Source organism: Maribacter sp. MMG018, assembly GCF_018100785.1.
Taxonomy (GTDB): Bacteria; Bacteroidota; Bacteroidia; order Flavobacteriales; family Flavobacteriaceae; genus Maribacter.
On the sequence record NZ_JAGJEC010000001.1, the window covers coordinates 392,551 to 411,601 of the forward strand.

Here is a 19,051-nt window from a genome sequence, read left to right on the forward strand (position 1 = left end):
TAATCCCCCGAACCTATTCCATTACTTCCCGACAAACAAAAAACAGTTAGTGTATTTTTATTTTTTTTCGCGATAATCAATCCTAATTGATGTTAATTGCGTATCTAAATATATAATCTGAATAATATTTTTCATGAATAAATTTGAGAGTTGCTGTATAATTGATGACGATGAGTTTTTTGCCTTTCACGCCAAGAAACTCATGAAAGAAACCAATTTTTGTGAAAATGTTCTATGGTATTCAGATGGGCAAGAAGCGATCGACAGTATTGTTGGCCTATTGATAGAAAACATAAAAATCCCTGAAATAATTCTTTTGGATCTAAATATGCCTGAAAAAGATGGTTGGGATTTTTTGGAGGAATTTGATAAAATTCCGAAAGATCAAAGATCTGATGTAAAAATATTTATCGTAAGTTCTTTTATAAGTCCCGAAAACATGACAAAGGCAAAATCTTTTAAAATGGTAGAACAATATTTGGTGAAACCATTGACCAAAGAATCGTTGGACCAAATTAAAGAAACAGTAAAAAATTATTGACCTTTACCGAACACCAGGTGTGTAGTCTGTCGGAGCCACTTGCGGAGCATTAATAGTACTGCCTGACCCCGTATCGTTATAAATGATCCATTCCGAAAAATCATATATGGCATTGGCGACGATAATCTCTGTTTTTCTCATTGCCCTACCGTCCTCAAATTCATGATCGGTACCCGAGCCCTTTTCCCCTATAACACCAAATGTGTCTATTACAGTACCAAAAGGATCTATCAGTTGTAAGTTGTCATCCCCGTTAGAGTCTGCAGGAGAGTTTGTACCCACTGTTATATCGGGCGTAAAACCATACACTAGCTTAAACTCTTCTTCGTTCGGAGAAATGACCAAGGTACTCTCGGCCCTGATAGTAGTACCCGTTAAGTCTATAGTGGAGCTTATTTCTAGACTAGCATTGGTATACCTTACCAATGTCCACCCCTTTAGGGAAAGCGGTTCTTTAGCAGCATTATAAAGCTCTACAAACCTTGCCCCAGTATTGTTCTCTGGATCGGCAAGTTCGGTTATGAATATAGCTTGTGACGTAAACTCATCTACAAAATCTTCGCATCGCTCGTTTTTAAACTGTATATCATTCAAATTACGTATTATCAGCTTATATCCTCCATCTTTGACCAAAATACCTGTAATACTTCCCCTCCCCTCGGGTAACAATTCTGACCAAAAATCCGCATAGCCACTATTCACCAATAAAAGTTCATTATCGTTACAATCCAACAAAGCCCGCTCCGTTTCCTCTTCTTTTTCGGCAAAAGACTGGCCTAAATTATCCAATGAAAATTCAACATCTTCAATTTTTACCAAGGTGTTTACCATTTCATCCTTAAGTTCAGTGATCGTTGTTATTGTTGGTGTTATCTTTTCATCGTTATCACATGAAACAAAAATATGCTCAAAAACAGTTTTCGACGGAATTCTTCCTACCGATAAATTTCCAAAAGAATTGAACACCCCTCCTAGTTTATATACGTCTTTTGTTTTTCCAACATATAAGCCTTTGAGGCTAATAAGCACTTTATCCCCAGCACTATAGAATAAATGAGAATCCCTCAAATCTATTTCGATTCTAAATCCGTCAGTAGGGTTTTCTAATGCATTTTGAAAGAAAAGCACCCCGAAAAAATTACCTTCTTCATCAGATGAACCAATATAGCCCTCTATAATTAAATCTTCCTGTATCTGAATAGTTCCGTTATCGTACAAACTCTTTATTTCTTCAAAAGTGGCATTTGCCTTTATTTCTTCTTCACATGCCATTTCGGGTATTTCAAAATTTTTATCCTTCACACAACCTTGCAACCACATTATGGCAATAAGAATCATTCTTAAAATAAACGGACTTGTTTTTACATGTGATGAAATCATTATCAAAATACTTTAAAAGCTAATGGCCACGTTCAAAAAATAAGTTCTGCCATAGCCATACCAATATTTTGGTGCAAATGATGGTGAACCGCTTAAATTATCCTGTTTTAATTGCCCATAATTTCCATTCCTACTTTGTTCGTAACCTCCTGTCCTAAAACGGGTGTCAAAAAGATTGTTTACACTGACAAAAACACCTATATATTTGCCCTTTTTTAACCAAGATTTACCTCCAATGGCATTAAGAAGGTAAAAATTGTCCAATCTTTCCTGCTTTAATATGTCGGCCACATTCTCAGGTGTGGCATCTAAAAATCTCTCACCGGTCTCAGGGTCCAACAAAAAACTACTTGTTCTGGTTATAGTAGATATGTTGGCATAGTTGTTCGCTAAATAATTGGCGGTCATACCTACCCACCAATATTTTGGGGCTCGGTATTCTATACCAAAAGCCATTGCCTTTTGTGGCCCTTGGGCAAGTTTGTAATCTTTGATCATGGCCGGACCCAATGCTTTAGCCCCGCTAACATCTATCAAATCCTCCTCTGCAGATGCGGTATCAAAATTTATGGTCACCAAAGGGTTACTGGCATATAGATGTTTTCCAATAGATGTAACGGCAGAAAGCTTGACGGATGCCGATAACTGATATTCTAACCCCAACTCTATACCCATGTGCAACTTATCTAAATCGGTCAACACTTCTTGTACAAAATCTGACCCTACACCCGCATCAACAAAGAAAAAATTAACATCTGTGGTGTTTTGAAATCTCGTATAAAAACCTGTTAAACGGCCGGTAAGTTTTGGCATTCTCAGAAAATAGTTTAAATCGACCGTGGAAATGGTCTCACTTTGTAAATCTGGCACAACGGTGTTGGACTCCCTTGGATTAACAAAGATATTTTGCAATACCGGAGGCCTTTTAATATAGCCCGTATGCGCCGTGACCCAATGCCTGCCCGTTACCTTGTATGTGAGCCCCGTCTTAAGACCGAAATCAGCAAACCTTATCTTATCTCCATTCCCATAAGAAATATCTGGAAAACGTTCATTCTTGAACAGACCGTTTCTCTGAAAAGAATTTGAACTATACTGCCCGGCTATAAAACCTTTCCATTTGTTCAGGTTTAAATTAAGTTGGGCAAACACCTTGTATTGTAGGGCACTAAACTCATAATTATAATTAAATATATCTCCTTGAGCCTTATTTATAGTACCGTTTAAATCATTTTCGGTATTTGAAAATGTATCCAAGTCTTCATGAAAATCAGCCCCTAACAGATCATCTATTTCCGCATAATTCTTAGATTTCAAATACCTGCCCATCAGCCCCAAGTCTATTTTTAAAATTTCAGAAAACTTCCAATTAGCCGTAATATTTCCAGTTATCTGGGTATCGGAAATAACATCATCATATAACAAATAGGCTGCCTTGCCATTTTGTGCGATGGCAGTATTAGCGGTGTATATTTTTTGCCAATCTAGTTGCGGATCGTTCAAAAAACTTGTCTTGGCTACATCGGCACTAACAAAATTCGCCCCTATGGGACTATTGATATGAAAACTTGGCAAGTACCTGTAATAGGTAGGATCCGGATTAGGGGCATTATAATATCCCAATCTACTTTTTGAGTATTTTCCCGTTTGGTAAACAACACCAACACCCATATTAAACCTTTCATTTTCATGAAGATAGTTCAACATTAACATCGGCTCGGCAATGGCACGCTCTCGCGAGTTTCTGATCTTACCTTCCTGTTTTCCCCAATAAGGGTTATATCTGTTCCCTATTAGGTTAAATACCTCTTGTGTAAGCGCTGAAGACCTTCCCCTTCTGTTAGATGCCAATATACCGGTCAAGAGAAAACTGTTTGTTTTGTCTATTTTATATTCTAAGGCCCCATAGAACGAATAGGCATCGTACAGGGTGCCATCGATATATCCTTCTTTTGCCCATCGCCTTGAGGTCGAGAACATATAGACCAGACCATTTTTTTGCACCCCTGAGTTATAGGTCCCCATTATTCTTCCCGTATAGGTTCTATTAGAAGCGGATGACGAAACCCGAAACCCCGGACGCAAACCAGAGGGCCTTAAATCAATATTGGTATTGCCCAGTATACCTCCGAATGTATAGTTGGATGAAGATAGCCCATTTGTAAATTGTTGATTTCTTACTACATCGTTTAAGCCGCCCCAATTGTTCCATTGTGGGCGGCCATCCAATATTTTGTTCATTAAAATTCCATTGATCAGTACCTCTCCGTTCTGGGCATCGTAGCCCCGTACCCTAAAAAATGCCTGGCCAAAATCAAAAGCGGCCCTATTTAGAAAAATATCCCTTGTGGATTGTAACAGACCTAAAGAATTGGCATTGGCCCCATCGTCTAAAAGTTCAGCCTCTGTTAACGTAATAAGATTGTCTTGTTTCTCTATAGAGATATCGGGTTGTAAATAAATTTCACCCAATTGCAGTGACATATCCGCTACAATTATAGGAATACGTTTAATGGTATAATCTTGAAATGAAACCCTTAAAATAAATTCATTTTTTAAGTTTACATTCAATATAAAATAGCCCGAATCATCAGTTTTAGTTTCAAGGTTTTCTCCCTCGATAGCAATGCTGGCCCCAGAAATAGGTGTTCTATCTATGGTATTTATAACAACTCCCGAAACGGAAACAATATCTTGGCCAAAAACTACTTTAAAACATAGAAAAACGAGTATAAATAGAATTTTTCTATGCATACTTATGGTTAGTGTTCTCTATTAATGGTGATGTAATATATTAAAAAACAATTACTTACGGTTATTTATAACTTAAAATATCATATATTTCCATCATGCTCAAAACCATAGTACCCTTCATAATTTTTCTAAGCCCCTTAATAATACAGGCACAAGAGAAAAATCAATATCAGGTACGTACGATAGCCTTTTATAATTTAGAGAACCTATTCGATACCAAAAACGACACTTTAATTTTTGATGACGACAGAACACCTGAGGGCAAGGATGCGTGGACACAAGAGCGGTATTTAAAAAAAATAGAAAATCTTTCGAAGGTCATAATACGTATAGGTGAGGCAAACACTAATGCCCCACCCGATATAATAGGTGTTTGTGAGGTCGAAAATAAAGATGTACTTATAGATCTAATAAACCACCCTAATTTAAAAGAGCGGAATTACGGCATTGTACATTTTGATTCTCCCGATGAAAGAGGAATAGATGTTGCACTATTATACTCCCCATCTGCCTTTATACCAACCTCTTTTGCCAGTCATAGACTCTTATTGTTCAAGGATGATGGTGAACGGGATTATACTAGGGACCAACTGGTGGTCGAAGGTATGTTGGACACCGAAAAAATATATTTCATAGTAAATCACTGGCCATCTAGAAGCGGAGGGGAGCTTCGAAGTAGACCTTTTAGGTTAGAGGCCGCCAAACTGAACAAAAGAATCATTGACTCATTAAGAAGATACGAGCCTAACGCAAAAATAATAGGCATGGGAGATTTTAACGATGACCCCGTAGATCCCAGCTTTAAAAAGATACTAAAAGTCAAGGGCAAAATAAAACAGTTAGATTCCACAAGTCTTTTTGGCCCTATGGAAAACATGTTCAAGAAAGGAATGGGATCGCTAGCATACCGAGATAAGTGGAATATCTTTGACCAAATCTATTTCACCTCCAACTTGGTAAAACCTTCTGAAGGTTCTTACAGTTATTGGAAGGCCGGTATATACACGCCCTCTTACATTATTGACCCCAAAGGAAAATACAAAGGATACCCTCTAAGAACATATGCCGGAGGCAATTATATTGGCGGATATAGCGACCACTTTCCCGTTTATATACATCTTATAAGAAAAGTCTACTAAAAAATATTGCTAATCTAAAGGTGTTAGCATTATATTTTTCCATTTTACCTTTATACCTCCACCATCGTGAATCTGAAGTAAGATAGACCCTTCTCCCTTACCGATTATCTTATCTTTTAGGGTAATCATTTGGGTGCCATTTAGCCAAGAAGTAACGTTATCGCCATCTACCTTTATTTTCATATGGTTCCAGTCCCCATATTTAAGTGCTTTGTCTTTTTCTGCTTCGGGTTTAATAAGCCAATTTCGCCCATAAGATTCATACACCCCACCGGTAAAATATCCTGGTGGTGCTACTTCTACCTGCCATCCACTTACGGTCGTACCTTCTACCGTTGACCTGATAAAAACACCACTATTTCCATCGGCCTCTTGTTTAAAATCCAGCTCAACGATAAAATTCTTATAATGATTATCTGTTGCTAAATATCCGTAACCGGCATCAGGTCCACTTTCACATATTAAAAGGCCGTCTTCTACATACCATTTCTCGGTTCCGTAGATTTTCCAGCCATCTAAATTTTCTCCATTAAACAATGCCTTGGTCTGGGCTTTTGCCCCCAGCATTAAAAACAAGACAAAAAGCAAGCTTATTTTATATTTCATCATCAACTTGTCTAAAACCATTGACTCCATGGTATTCTACTTAATATCAGCACCAAACCTACACCATAGAAAATAGCTATGCTCTTAAATTTTTTATCTCCTTCCACAAATTTCTTATGTCTGGACCAACCGATAGTTATGGAAGCGATCGCCAATATGTTTATAAATGGGTGTTCTACTGCCAACAATCTGGCTGCAGAGGTTAAACCTCCCATGCCAAATTCTTGTATGGCGCTTAACCCGCTTGGAGAAACAAAATATAAAATAAGACCGACCACCAATTGTATATGACAAAGAATTAAGGCGAAAAGACTAATTCTTAAATCTTTGTCCATGGTAAAGATTCTTTTGCTCACTAATCCTGAAACAGCGTTTATTACAGCTATTATCAGCATTGCCAATGCAACATAGGCCAAATAGGAATGTAGTACCTGAATTGTTTCGTACATAATATCGGTTTTAATTGGTTTTAAAAATAGTGATTTTTAAGCATAAAAAAGCCCTGATGTTTCCATCAGGGCTTAAATATTTAATTCTGTTCTTGATTAGAATTTGTAGCGTAAGCTAAAGTTCCATGTGCTTCCATTACCAAAGTATACATAGTTATTTGTATTTATACCTTTGTATGTAGCATCACCTGGAGCTGCTTCGATATTCGAAGTCATTTTAGAAATATACTCCTCATCAAGTACGTTGTTTACGTTAAATCTGAACAATAGAGATTTATCGTCATTTTTACCCAATAGCATTCTGTAGCTAACACCTGCATCCAACAAACCAAAGCTTGGCAATTCGATATTGCTCTTTACAGCACCTACATCAGCATAAAGTTTATCATAATATCTGTAGTTTGCGTCAAAAGACAATCTTTCTACAAACTCATAATCAACTCCTAATCCGAATGTTGTTTGGGCTGCACCACCTACTTCTCCACCATCTACATCTTCAATATCGGAAGAAAGAACATTTCTATCCTCATCTCGTGTAGTTGTAACGGCATCACCTACATATTTCCAATCACCTACAGACAAGAATCCTGTAAGTTTTAAGGTTGGCAAAGGTCTAGCATCCATTGACAATTCAACACCACTGTGCAATTGTTCTACTCCCTCATCGGTCTCAAAAGTAATTGCTCCAAAATCATCGGTATCAGAAGAACTCACAACCCTATCTTTCCATGAAGTTCTATAAACGTCTAACCTAGCACTAAAGTTTGATGTGCTAAAAGTATAACCCGCTTCTAGACCAAGAATTTTCTCGTTCTCTGTTAATGGGTTTACATCGTTAGTGTAGTTCAAATAAATGTTATCATGGTATGGCTGACGAGAATAGTAACCGGCATTAACATAAAATTTATTTTGATCGTTGATGGCATAGCTACCACCACCTTTTACATTAAAACCTGTATTGGTAACTTTTTCCGACTTTTCGTTAGCTTCGGTATACTGATATCTATCCCATCTTTGGTGACTTTGGCTAGATACCGAACCTTGCATAAAAAGAGATACCGCATTTTTAACATATTCTACCTGTCCAAAAACACCACCATAATTGATTGTCTCATCGTAATCATAATCTATTCTCTCATCTTCATCGGCATAATTGAACAAAGAAGCCCAACCACTAGGTTTAAATGTAGAACTAACAATATAACCATCAGGGTACTGCAGGCTTTCACTTTCATCAAAACCGTTCAATCCCAACAAGTTAACCAATTGTCTAAAGTGTTCTCCTTTATAGGTTCTTAAATCCGCACCAAGGTTAAATGTAAGATTCTCGTTTAATTCTTTACTATAGTTGGTTACCAAACCGTACCAGCTGTGATTATTGACAGAAGCTCTAATACCTGAACCATAATAAGAACCACCAACACCTATACCATCTGTAATACCACCATTATAATCAACTACAGCATTCCAATCAATTAATCCCCCATCTGTAATACTATTATCTATATAACCTGGACCATCACCGTAACTACCTGTTCCACCTCCACGGCCCCATGAAGCATAAAGCACGGTAGAAAGGTTAGATGTTTCATTTATTGTCCAGTCCCAGTTTAAGTTAGCAACTGGTTTGTGGTAGTAATTTGTTCTTTGGGAAAGATATTCTCCATTAAGAAAACCATAATTACCATTATAAAGCATTCCATATTCTAAATACTCAGAAATTTTTTCTGTGTAATGTTGATCGTGACTTTGTGGAGCACCAGTAACCAAAAAGTTAAAGTTATGGGCATCGTTAAGTTTGTACCCTAAAGAAATGAAATAAGTTTGACCTTCACCAAAAGTGCCATTGCTATACCCGTCACCTTGCCAGTGAGACAACATTACTGTTGCACCAAAACCTTTTTCACTAACTCCAGTACTATATCCAACTGCAGTTTTTAGGTAATTGTCATTTGCAATACCTGCAGAAACAAAACCACCTTCTCTCATATCAGTAGTTTTGGTAACAAAGTTAACCGTACCACCCACAGATGAAATAGCCAATTTAGAAGAACCTAGACCTCTCTGAATCTGGATACCGTTAGCTATATCAGAAATACCGGACCAGTTAGACCAGTACATTTTACCATCTTCCATACCGTTGATCGGTTGACCGTTTAAAAGGAAAGCCGTGTTATCTTGTTCAAAACCACGAACCCTTATCTCGGTATCACCAAAACCACCAGATTGACCGGCAACATATACAGAAGGCGTGTTTACCATAGTCATGGTAACATCCTGCGCCCCTACTTTTTCCTGTATTTCCGCTACCCCTATAGTTGATACCGCAATTGGTGTTTGCCTATCATCAGCAAGGTCGATGATACCAGAACCAACCACAATAACTTCATTTAGCTGTTCGGCATCCGGTTCTAAAGAAATAGCACCGATACTACCAGCACTTGTAAATGGTACAATTTTAGAAATGTACCCCATATAAGAAATAAGTAAGGTTCCAGAACCTTCTGTGACATTTAAAGAAAAATTACCATCAAAATCTGTTGTTGTACCTCTTGTTGTACCCTTAACAACAATACTGGCCCCAGGTAGCGGGTCTCCCGTTTCCCCGTCCTTGACCACACCGGTAATTGTTTCTTGTGAAAAAGCTGTTACGGTCATTAAAAATGCCGCAATTGCGAAATAAATGTTTTTCATTTTTTCAAGTATTTGTTAGTTTTTTAACCTCCTGCAAAAGTCTTTTATTTTTAGACCTTGAACGTTAAGGTAACGTTAAATCAGTACAGCAAAAATACCTGAATTTTTTTGAAAATGGAACTGAAAATGAATACGTTATGCTTCTTTTTCAGAAGTTTATAAATATTCTAAATTATTTCTTAAAATATTGAAGAAGTCGCAATGTAGAGCTATCATGATTTCCAATATTCTCACCTTCAATATCCTTCAATATAGCTCCCGCCAATTGTTTGCCCAGTTCTACACCCCATTGGTCGTAACTAAAGATGTTCCAAACTACACCTTGAACGAATATTTTATGTTCGTATAAGGCTATTAAAGCCCCTAAACTTTCTGGTGTCAATTTATCTATCAATAGGGTATTGGTAGGCTTGTTACCTTCAAACACTTTGTAAGGCGCAAGTTTTTCCATCTCTTCTTTAGACACTCCCTTTTCCTTCAGCTCCGCCTCTACTTCTTGCTGTGTCTTTCCGTTCATCAAAGCCTCGGTCTGCGCAAAAAAGTTGGCCATCAGTTTGTTATGATGATCTTGATCACCATGCAAAGAATGTTTAAACCCGATAAAATCGGTAGGAATCAACTTTGTGCCCTGATGTATGAGCTGAAAAAAAGCATGTTGCGAATTTGTACCCGGTTCGCCCCATATGATAGTACCCGTTTCGTAACCTACCCTATTACCGTTACGATCCACACTTTTACCGTTACTTTCCATTATGCCTTGCTGTAAATAGGCAGAGAACCTACTCAAGTATTGAGTGTATGGAATTATAGCTTCTGTTTCAGCACCATGAAAATTGTTATACCAGACACTTACCAAGGCCATTAATACCGGAAGGTTGTCCTTCAGCTCGGTGTCTTTAAAATGTTCGTCCATTTTATTGGCTCCTTGCAACATGGCGTCAAAATTCTCATATCCCACGGCAAGCGCAATGGAAAGTCCTACAGCACTCCACAAGGAAAATCTACCTCCTACCCAATCCCACATCGGAAATACATTTTCGGAAGCAATTCCGAACTCAGCTATTTTTTCAGTATTCGTAGATACCGCGGCAAAATGCTTGGCGATATCTTCTTGCGTTCCATAATTTAAAAACCATTTTTTTATGGTCGTTGCATTGCTCAATGTTTCTTGCGTAGTAAACGTTTTAGAAACTACCACAAACAAGGTGGTTTCAGGGTTTAATCCCTTTAATACCTCGTGCACATGGTCTCCATCTACATTACTTACAAAATGCACGTTAAGATGGTTCTTATAAAACTTTAGTGCCTCTGTTACCATGGCGGGCCCAAGATCTGAACCTCCGATACCTATATTTACAACATCTGTAAACGGCTTCCCCGTATACCCCTTACTTTCGCCTTTTATTATGGCTTCGGAAAATGCTTTTATATGTTTTTTTACCTCATAAACCTCTGCAACCACGTTCTTGCCATCAACAAAGACCTCATCGGTCTCTTTTGCTCTTAAAGCAGTGTGCAAGACGGCCCTACCCTCTGTCTGGTTTATTTTGTCTCCAGAAAAATACTTTTCTATGGCGTCTTTCAGGTTCACCTCGTTCGCTAAATCTATAAGCAGGCCCAATGTTTCATCGGTAATTCTGTTCTTGGAAAAATCCAATAGAAAATCGTTCCACTTTTTACTGAACTTCTCAGCTCTTTGATCATCCGAAGAAAAAAGCTCTTTTAAGTGAAGGTTTTTAGCGTTCTTATAATGCTCGGACAATTTTGCCCAAGCCTCGGTTGTTGTAGGGTTGATATTATTTAGTGCCATCTATTTCATTAAGTGTTAACAAATCTTCTTCGATTTTCTCTGGATAGACTATACAGTCCAATTGTTCCTTCAAAGGATTGATATATGCGAAATAATCAGGTCTCAGCTTTTCATCCAGTGGCTCCGCCAATGGCAGCTCTTCCTTTAACGGGTCTACCTGTCTTCCATTCTTCCAAAAACGATAACAAACATGTGGCCCTCCCGTATTACCGGTCATACCGATCCACCCGATAATATCACCTTGCCTAACATAGTCGCCCTTCTTAACATTTTGGGCCTTCATATGGAGGTATTGGGTAGAATAGGTACTATTGTGCCTGATCTTAACAAATTTTCCGTTTCCACCCCTTCGGGTAGACTCTACCACTGTTCCGTCCGCCGTTGCCATGATAGGGGTACCTATTGGCGCGGCATAGTCCGTTCCCTTATGCGGCCTAATCTTATAACCATAATAACGTATGCGTCTTTTAAGGTTGTAACGCGAAGAAATTCTACTAAATTTAACGGGCGCCCTTAAAAAGGTTCTTCTTAGGTTATTGGCTTGCTCGTCATAATAATCGACCATACCCCCTTTTAGCGAATCATTTTCGTAGGCAAAAGCATATACGGGCCTTCCGTTGTGCTCAAAATACGCGGCCTCTATAGGTCCTGCCCCTGCATAAATAGAATCGTTAATATATTTTTCTTTGTAAATGACCTTAAACCTGTCCCCTTTTTGAAGTCTAAAGAAATCTATGGTCCAGGCATATATTTCAGACAGGTTGTTGGTGACATTATAGTCGATACCTTGATCTAAAATAGCTTCTGACAAAGAAGTTTCTATAACGCCCGAGGCCTCGCGCTCTAAATACTTCACCTCTTTCTTACTTTTATAAGCCAGTACGGTGTCCCTAAAATCGACCACTGTATAATTTATGGCGTCGTTTTCATAGATAAACACTTCGGCCTTCTCTGTGGTGTCCTTTGATTTTAATATCAGATAAGGCTTGCCTACCCTTATTTTTCTTACATCAAAAGTATCTTTAAAGTCTTCGGATATTTTTGCGATTTTAGGGTAGTCTACCTTGTTCTGCAACATTAGCTCCCCAAAACTATCACCTCGCCTAACAGTATCTTTTTTTACTTTAAATTCATCTAGGTTGAAACCAAAATGTGTTACCACAGGAGTTTCTACCTGAGCTACTTCTGCCTCTTCATTTTGCACCAACGTGCTCTTATCTTCTTTACAGGCCCCTAAAAGGACCAATGCAAATATGACGCCCCAATACTTTTGCATTCTTATTCTATATTTATTTTGTTAGGATTATAAATGTGGTCTACCCATTGTTTACCCCATTCCTCTATTTCTTTTTCTGTGTATATATTCGGAAAGAAAATGACTTTCTGAAAACTTGGCGGAAGATACTCTTTCCAATTGGTACCACCTGTGGCCTCTATATCTCCCGTATCACGGCTTAAATAACGATGGGCAGATCCCATATGCATCAACGGCCAATTTACATTGGCGTTCATATCCATGGTTTTCATTGCCTCTATCAGCTCTTTGTTCTGCCGATGCCCAAGAGGTAGCCCTAGATACTTATGATAAACAGTACTGTTCTTTAATTGCTTGGCTATACGGATAAACCTTGGGGTATACCTATACTCGAACTGTTTTAACGTAAGTGTTTTTTCGCCCGTCGCCATATCGGTGGCGCCTCTTTTCCAATATATATGTTCGTAAAGTGTCTCTATATCGTCTTCGGAAGAAAATTCTTCTCTTTTAGAAGAGTGTACCAAATTCTCTAACGGTGTGGCATAAATTTCTATCATTCGGTACTGTGCCGACTGAAAACCACTTGCGGGCAACAACGCCATCCTATATTGAAGAAACTGCTCTTTCTCCATTCCCTTTATCATAATGCCAAAAGAAGAAATCAGAGCGGTATAGTAACTGTTTATACGCCGTAGCTTTTCAATGAAAAAATCTAGGTCTTGAGATTTATCGTCCACCAATTGTTTTTGCTCGTGCAGTATAAGCTTAAAGTAAAGCTCGGTGATTTGGTGGTACATGATAAATATTTCCTCGTCAGGAAAATGTGTTCTTGGCACCTGTAGGCTCAACAACGTATCCAGATGAATATAATCCCAATAGGTTAAATAACGCTGGTATAAAAGCCCGTCCAAATATGAGCTAAGGTCCTGGCCCGAGTTTTTATACTTTTCCTCTAGTTTTGAAATCTGCGATTTGACCCGCTCTTTATCCGTCATTATATCTAATCCATTAATATCTTAAATTGATGCTTTAAACCATTGTAACCATCAAGATCCGCCTTTATAGAACCAACGGCCAAATCTGCCTTTATACGAATGGGTATTCTATTTTCATCATTGGACACCCACAGAGACAAACTTTCCTCTTCTTTAAAAACTCGTCCGGACTGTACCAAAGGTCTAAATTTAAGACACTCTACCTTTCCAAATTTTGTTTTAACTATTTCTTTGCCTAGATACTTAAGTTTAAAATTAAAAATGCCATCGTCATCATATAACATTTTCAAATTTATTGCCTTGCCTACTTCTAGGTCTTTTGGCTCATAGTTATTTCTAAGATAGTAAAATGCAGAAATTAAATCCTGTATACCGTCTTCAAGGGTAAAATTAAGCTTTTTCTTGTTTTTTTTATCATTTAGGAAGGCTTTGTCCTTTTCATAGTCAAAATTTATTTCGACATCCTTTTTATAACCTCCTTCATTTATTTTTCTTATGAATCTATATGGCCGCCCATCCCTTTTATCAAAATAACTCTCATAAGTATCGTCTACCTTAAAGAAAATACTTGCAAAACCGGTAGTTTCACCATGGCCTACAACATGATACACCGGTGTGCCATCTATTGTAGCATTCTTTACGTGAAGCGTTGCATAGCTCGCATTCAAAAAACCATAATGCATTCTAAATTTTAGCCATTCTCCGGTTTTAAAGGCAGACTTCTTGTTTTGGGCAAAAAGATTACTTGCCACCAAAAACAAAACAACAATAAAAGTCTTTTTCATAAACCAGATTTTAAATCTAAAATACCATAAGATTCCTTATCAAAAGCCATCTTACAATATCTTAAACAAAATTTGTTCCAAAGTATTGTATAAAAAAAGCCCAGTCTTATAACTGGGCTTTTCCTAAATAACCAACCAAACTTTAAATTATGAAAAACCAATACTTAAAGCTGTAAGGGAACCACCCCTTACATGAACAAAATTAATACATACTTTTATTTCTTTAATAGGTTTTAACTTACTTTAACTTACTACTTAACAGTAATTCACACTTACGTCGTTTAATTAGCAATTTCTTAAGAAATATCCGTTTTCTTAAAGCATTTTTTTATCTCAAAACCAATAACCTATACTGAAGAAAAATCTAGAATTATCATTTTCTGGAGACCAAGAGTACATTACCTGAACCGGACCTATAAAAGACTCCCAACCATAACCTATGCCATACCCCGAAAAATCCGGTGACGTAAACCATTCCCCGGTCCGGAACAAATCGTCCTCTACATTGGCAAAGTTTGCCGATAGCAACAAATGGTTCTTTTTTGCAAATTCATAATCCAATCTACCATACGCCTTTACATAACTGTTTCCCGGCAGGCTCAAAAAATCGTACCCTATGAACGGAACAAAATTATTGATCAAATCTGTACCATAGCCGCCAAGCACAAAATCGAACGTGGTTACGTTAGATGTACCTAATTTAAAACCACCTTCCGTCTCTAAATTAAAAGAAAGTTTATCTGTAATGGGCAGGGCCACACCCATTCTGGCTTTTGATACCGAAAAATCTTTGAAGTTTTCGTTGTAATCAGAGGACAAAAGGTAATAATGCATATCTCCCTCAAAAAACAATCCCCTTGTTGGAAAATACTTGTCATCGTACGTATCTAACTTTAAGTTAGAAAAAACACTGAAATAACCGCTTTTTTCAAAATATGTTCTTCCGTCCGAATCTGAACCTGAAAGATCGCCCAAGGTAGTAGTACTATACTTCAGGTACTTATATTCTGCACCTATGGTAAACGCAAACTCTTCTTGTAAAACGGTCTGTAGATAAAATTGATTTGTGAAGTCGGATATATCAAAGTTTATAGTCTTTAGACTTTCTGTTACCGAGACATCAAAGTTATCTCGTATTACATCAAAATTTATATCTTTCTCAAAGGAGTTGAACCTAGAGTTCAACCCGATACTCCAGTAACTTCCCTTATCTATAAAATACTTAAAATTATATCTGATATTATCACCTAGAATAAGGTCGAACGAAGCTACATCATCTTGAAAGGCCAGATTCTTTTTTGTCAGATTAATGATTGCCCCGCTTTTATAAAGGTCGTCATAATGGGCGCCTAACTTAATATATGTTGTATTGGTAACCTCATCTAGGTTAAGAATCAGATCTTCACCTGCTCCGTTCGAAACCAATCTATACCTGTTCGTAGTAAAATTACCGGTAGCGGTTAGGTTGCTTATACCTTGTTGCAGCTTTTTAAACGTAACGGGCTCTGCTAGTTTAAACCTTAATTTTCCTTTTACATACCCTCTGGTATGTTTGTGGTTTCCGTTTATCAACAATCTGTTTATGGTAATGGTATCATTAAGACTTATAGTGCTGATAGGTTTTTTAAAATACCTTGGCATGGTCGCCACTTTTTGTAATTCCGTGAATTTCTCTTTGGCCGCGATTTCTCCTTTTTCTATAATTTCATCGGTCTTATCGAATTCTATTACCGTATAGTTTTCTATATCGGGCTTAATATAAATATCGGTCTTCTTCGATTTCTCCTTCATATCCTTTACGGTTCTGTAATTATTGATCTGTAAAAGAATTTCAGTTGCCGACAACAAGGCATCACGACTCGATAATCCGTGCTGTACATCTACACCAATGACTATATCGGCGCCCATGTCCCTTACTTTATCAATAGGATAATTGTTTACGATACCACCATCTATAAGAACTTTATCTCCTATGCTCGATGGCTCGAAAAGAGAAGGCAAGGTTCCGCTTGCCATAATGGCCTCTGGCAGGTAGCCCGAATCCAATACCACTTCTTGCCCCGTCTCTATATCTGTAGCTATACACACAAACGGAATGGGTAATTTAGAGAAATCGTCTATATCCTTTACATGGTATAAAAGGCGAACCAGTTCGTTATAAACGTTCTGGCCTCCAGAGAACGCTCGAGGAACGTTGACCTTAAAATTATCGAAAGGCAATGTTAACGCATACGTTTCAGAATTTTCTTTTTCATAAAAAGTCTTGGCACTTCTTGGCAGGTTGTCTTGAATTAGATTTACAAAATCTGTTGCCCTAAAAATAGAATCGAGTTCTGAACCGGAATAACCAGCGGCGTACAATGCCCCAACAATGGCCCCCATACTGGTTCCCCCAACATAATCTACTTTTACGCCCGCTTCCTCTATCACCTTTATGGCCCCTATGTGAGCTAGACCCTTGGCCCCACCACCACTAAGAACAAGGCCTATTTTTTTATCCTTTACTTCTAGGGTTGCCTGCGCATTAACTTTTAGAAGAAAAAAAAACGAACATAATAATACAACAGCAAACCTCATATTTTTAGAACCGACCTTATATTTAATGAAATGAGTCATATATCTTTTTTGCCTTGGACAAACCTACCACTTTGCTAAGATCTTCTATACCGGTCTCTTTAATTCTTTTTACCGACTTAAACCTCTTTAATAGTTCTTTGGCGGTTTTTTCACCGATACCGCCTATACTTTCCAGCTCAGAGTTGATAGCTGCTTTGCTCCTTTTGTTTCTATGGAACGTTATACCAAAACGGTGTGCCTCGTTTCTTAGGTGTTGAATTATCTTTAGACTTTCAGATTTCTTGTCAAGATAAAGAGGCACGGAGTCTCCCGGAAAGTATATTTCCTCCAACCTTTTGGCAATGCCCACAATAGCGATCTTGCCCCTTAACCCCAATATATCAAGACTCTTAAGAGCAGAGGATAATTGGCCTTTGCCCCCATCTATAACGATCAACTGTGGTAATGGCTCGTCTTCTTCTAAAAGTCGTTTGTACCTTCTAAAGACAACTTCTTCCATTGAGGCAAAATCATCCGGCCCTACCACTGTTTTTATATTAAAGTGTCTATACTCCTTTTTACTGGGCTTACCATCTTTAAATACAACACATGCCGCTACCGGATTACTCCCCTGAATATTACTATTGTCAAAACATTCTATATGTCTAGGCTCTGAAGACAACCTAAGGTCTATCTTCATTTGGGCCATGATTCTGTTCGTATGGCGATCGGGGTCCAATATCTTGATCTGATTAAACCTTTCTTGTCTAAAGAACTTGGCATTCCGTTCAGAAAGTTCTATCAATCTTTTTTTATCGCCAAGCTTCGGTATCGTCATTTTCAGGCTCGGATCTACAAGCACCCTGAAGGGAAGATAAATTTCTTTGGAAAGGGAATTGAATCGTTGCCGTATCTCTACTATGGCCAACTGCAGCAACTCCTCGTCCGTCTCGTCCAATTTTTTCTTTATCTCCATTGTATGGGACCGTATTATAGACCCGTGCGACAACTTAAGAAAATTCACATAGGCATAGGTATCGTCCGACACAATCGAAAAAACATCCACATCATCGATTTTCGGGTTGACTATCGTTGATTTTACCTGGTAATTTTCTAATACCTCTATTTTTTCCTTGATTCTTTGCGCCTCTTCAAATCGCATTTCAGAGGCCAAAGCTTTCATTTCGTTCTTAAAATAATGAAGCGACGATTTAAAATCCCCTTTAATAATTTCACGTATTTCAGAGATTTGACGATCATAGCTCTCTGTAGACTGTAGCCCTTCGCATGGCCCCTTGCAGTTACCTAAATGATACTCTAAACAAACCTTGTATTTACCGTTCTCTATTTTCTCTTTTGAAAGGTCGTAATTACATGTTCTTAAAGGATATACACTCTTAATAATCTCCAACAAGGTCCTCACCGTCTTCATACTGGTGTACGGACCAAAATACTCAGACCCATCCTTTATAACCCTTCTAGTTAGAAAAAGTCTAGGAAAACGTTCATTTTTTATACACAACCAAGGATACGATTTATCATCTTTCAACAATACATTATAGCGGGGCCTATACTCCTTGATCAAATTGTTCTCCAACAAAAGTGCATCTGTTTCCGTAGGAACTACAATATGTTTTATGGAGTTTATTTTTTTAACCAAAACCTTGGTTTTGCCATACTCGTGGTTCTTGGTAAAATAAGAGGACACCCTTTTCTTTAGATTCTTGGCTTTCCCTACATACAATATCTTACCGTCCTTATCATAGAACTGGTATACCCCAGGGCTATTTGGAAGCGACTTTAATTGAATATTTAAGGGAATTTCAGACATTCCAGTGTATAATTTTTATCAAAAATAAGATGATTCAAAATACTTGCTTTTACCAAAAGCACTAAATATTTTATAATATTTAACTAAAAAAACGGATCTGTCTATTCGTTGTTAAGACATATGGTGGACATTAGAAAAAAAGCCTACATCCGGACTTTAAGTACAAAAAGAAAAAAACAATATCTTAAATAGCTGATTTACAGTAAAATACTTATTTTCTAACCTTTAAAAACCACTATTATATGTTAATTTTTAT

13 protein-coding genes are annotated in these 19,051 nt (G+C 37.7%); 2 read left to right on the top strand and 11 right to left on the bottom strand.

Annotated features, from left to right (window positions below):
• Positions 1 to 133 precede the first annotated feature (133 nt).
• Entirely contained in the window at positions 134 to 541 is a 408-nt protein-coding gene (locus J8L85_RS01735; RefSeq protein WP_211013977.1) for a response regulator, read from the top strand.
• A 3-nt stretch (positions 542 to 544) separates the two neighbouring features.
• On the opposite strand, the gene J8L85_RS01740 is transcribed toward J8L85_RS01735, so the two are convergent.
• Together J8L85_RS01740 and J8L85_RS01745 are read right to left on the bottom strand one after the other, a co-directional pair.
• A complete protein-coding gene (locus tag J8L85_RS01740) occupies positions 545 to 1,921 on the bottom strand; it encodes a DUF5689 domain-containing protein (protein ID WP_211013978.1) in 1,377 nt (458 codons plus the stop codon).
• A 12-nt stretch (positions 1,922 to 1,933) separates the two neighbouring features.
• Entirely contained in the window at positions 1,934 to 4,675 is a 2,742-nt protein-coding gene (locus tag J8L85_RS01745) for a carboxypeptidase-like regulatory domain-containing protein (protein ID WP_211013979.1), read from the bottom strand.
• A gap of 95 nt (positions 4,676 to 4,770) precedes the next feature.
• Here J8L85_RS01745 and J8L85_RS01750 point away from each other — a divergent pair, with 95 nt between their 5' ends.
• On the top strand, positions 4,771 to 5,814 hold the full coding sequence (locus J8L85_RS01750; RefSeq protein ID WP_211013980.1) for an endonuclease/exonuclease/phosphatase family protein: 1,044 nt from the start codon (positions 4,771 to 4,773) through the stop codon (positions 5,812 to 5,814).
• Positions 5,815 to 5,823: 9 nt separating this feature from the next.
• On the opposite strand, the gene J8L85_RS01755 is transcribed toward J8L85_RS01750, so the two are convergent.
• The 9 genes from J8L85_RS01755 to uvrC form a co-directional block, all read right to left on the bottom strand.
• On the bottom strand, positions 5,824 to 6,450 hold the full coding sequence (locus J8L85_RS01755) for a DUF1080 domain-containing protein (protein WP_348771717.1): 627 nt from the start codon (positions 6,448 to 6,450) through the stop codon (positions 5,824 to 5,826).
• Entirely contained in the window at positions 6,432 to 6,869 is a 438-nt protein-coding gene (locus J8L85_RS01760) for a hypothetical protein (RefSeq protein ID WP_211013981.1), read from the bottom strand. Before J8L85_RS01760 ends, J8L85_RS01755 begins: the two co-directional genes overlap by 19 nt.
• Positions 6,870 to 6,965: 96 nt before the next feature.
• Complete coding sequence (locus J8L85_RS01765) at positions 6,966 to 9,563, bottom strand: TonB-dependent receptor (protein ID WP_211013982.1); 2,598 nt, start codon at positions 9,561 to 9,563, stop codon at positions 6,966 to 6,968.
• Between the two features lie 172 nt (positions 9,564 to 9,735).
• Positions 9,736 to 11,373, bottom strand: coding sequence for a glucose-6-phosphate isomerase (pgi, locus tag J8L85_RS01770; protein WP_211013983.1), 1,638 nt, complete (start codon positions 11,371 to 11,373; stop codon positions 9,736 to 9,738).
• Positions 11,360 to 12,649, bottom strand: coding sequence for a peptidoglycan DD-metalloendopeptidase family protein (locus J8L85_RS01775; RefSeq protein ID WP_211013984.1), 1,290 nt, complete (start codon positions 12,647 to 12,649; stop codon positions 11,360 to 11,362). The genes pgi and J8L85_RS01775 overlap by 14 nt, the downstream gene beginning before the upstream one ends.
• A 2-nt stretch (positions 12,650 to 12,651) precedes the next feature.
• Positions 12,652 to 13,623, bottom strand: coding sequence for a tryptophan 2,3-dioxygenase family protein (locus J8L85_RS01780; RefSeq protein WP_211013985.1), 972 nt, complete (start codon positions 13,621 to 13,623; stop codon positions 12,652 to 12,654).
• Between the two features lie 5 nt (positions 13,624 to 13,628).
• Positions 13,629 to 14,408: a DUF3108 domain-containing protein gene (locus J8L85_RS01785; protein WP_211013986.1), complete on the bottom strand. Its 780-nt coding sequence runs from the start codon at positions 14,406 to 14,408 to the stop codon at positions 13,629 to 13,631.
• A 333-nt stretch (positions 14,409 to 14,741) separates the two neighbouring features.
• Positions 14,742 to 17,024 carry a patatin-like phospholipase family protein gene (locus tag J8L85_RS01790; protein ID WP_247656532.1) on the bottom strand — a complete coding sequence of 761 codons (2,283 nt, stop codon included), beginning with the start codon at positions 17,022 to 17,024 and terminating at the stop codon, positions 14,742 to 14,744.
• Positions 17,008 to 18,795: an excinuclease ABC subunit UvrC gene (gene uvrC, locus J8L85_RS01795; protein ID WP_211013987.1), complete on the bottom strand. Its 1,788-nt coding sequence runs from the start codon at positions 18,793 to 18,795 to the stop codon at positions 17,008 to 17,010. Before uvrC ends, J8L85_RS01790 begins: the two co-directional genes overlap by 17 nt.
• Positions 18,796 to 19,051: the final 256 nt, after the last annotated feature.

Coding starts and splice junctions, on each gene's coding strand:
- J8L85_RS01785 (WP_211013986.1), bottom strand. CDS start 14,408: ATGAAAAAGACTTTTATTGTTGTTTTGTTTTTGGTGGCAAGTAATCTT.
- uvrC (WP_211013987.1), bottom strand. CDS start 18,795: ATGTCTGAAATTCCCTTAAATATTCAATTAAAGTCGCTTCCAAATAGC.
- J8L85_RS01760 (WP_211013981.1), bottom strand. CDS start 6,869: ATGTACGAAACAATTCAGGTACTACATTCCTATTTGGCCTATGTTGCA.
- J8L85_RS01780 (WP_211013985.1), bottom strand. CDS start 13,623: ATGACGGATAAAGAGCGGGTCAAATCGCAGATTTCAAAACTAGAGGAA.
- pgi (WP_211013983.1), bottom strand. CDS start 11,373: ATGGCACTAAATAATATCAACCCTACAACAACCGAGGCTTGGGCAAAA.
- J8L85_RS01735 (WP_211013977.1), top strand. CDS start 134: ATGAATAAATTTGAGAGTTGCTGTATAATTGATGACGATGAGTTTTTT.
- J8L85_RS01790 (WP_247656532.1), bottom strand. CDS start 17,024: ATGACTCATTTCATTAAATATAAGGTCGGTTCTAAAAATATGAGGTTT.
- J8L85_RS01745 (WP_211013979.1), bottom strand. CDS start 4,675: ATGCATAGAAAAATTCTATTTATACTCGTTTTTCTATGTTTTAAAGTA.
- J8L85_RS01740 (WP_211013978.1), bottom strand. CDS start 1,921: ATGATTTCATCACATGTAAAAACAAGTCCGTTTATTTTAAGAATGATT.
- J8L85_RS01750 (WP_211013980.1), top strand. CDS start 4,771: ATGCTCAAAACCATAGTACCCTTCATAATTTTTCTAAGCCCCTTAATA.
- J8L85_RS01775 (WP_211013984.1), bottom strand. CDS start 12,649: ATGCAAAAGTATTGGGGCGTCATATTTGCATTGGTCCTTTTAGGGGCC.
- J8L85_RS01755 (WP_348771717.1), bottom strand. CDS start 6,450: ATGGAGTCAATGGTTTTAGACAAGTTGATGATGAAATATAAAATAAGC.
- J8L85_RS01765 (WP_211013982.1), bottom strand. CDS start 9,563: ATGAAAAACATTTATTTCGCAATTGCGGCATTTTTAATGACCGTAACA.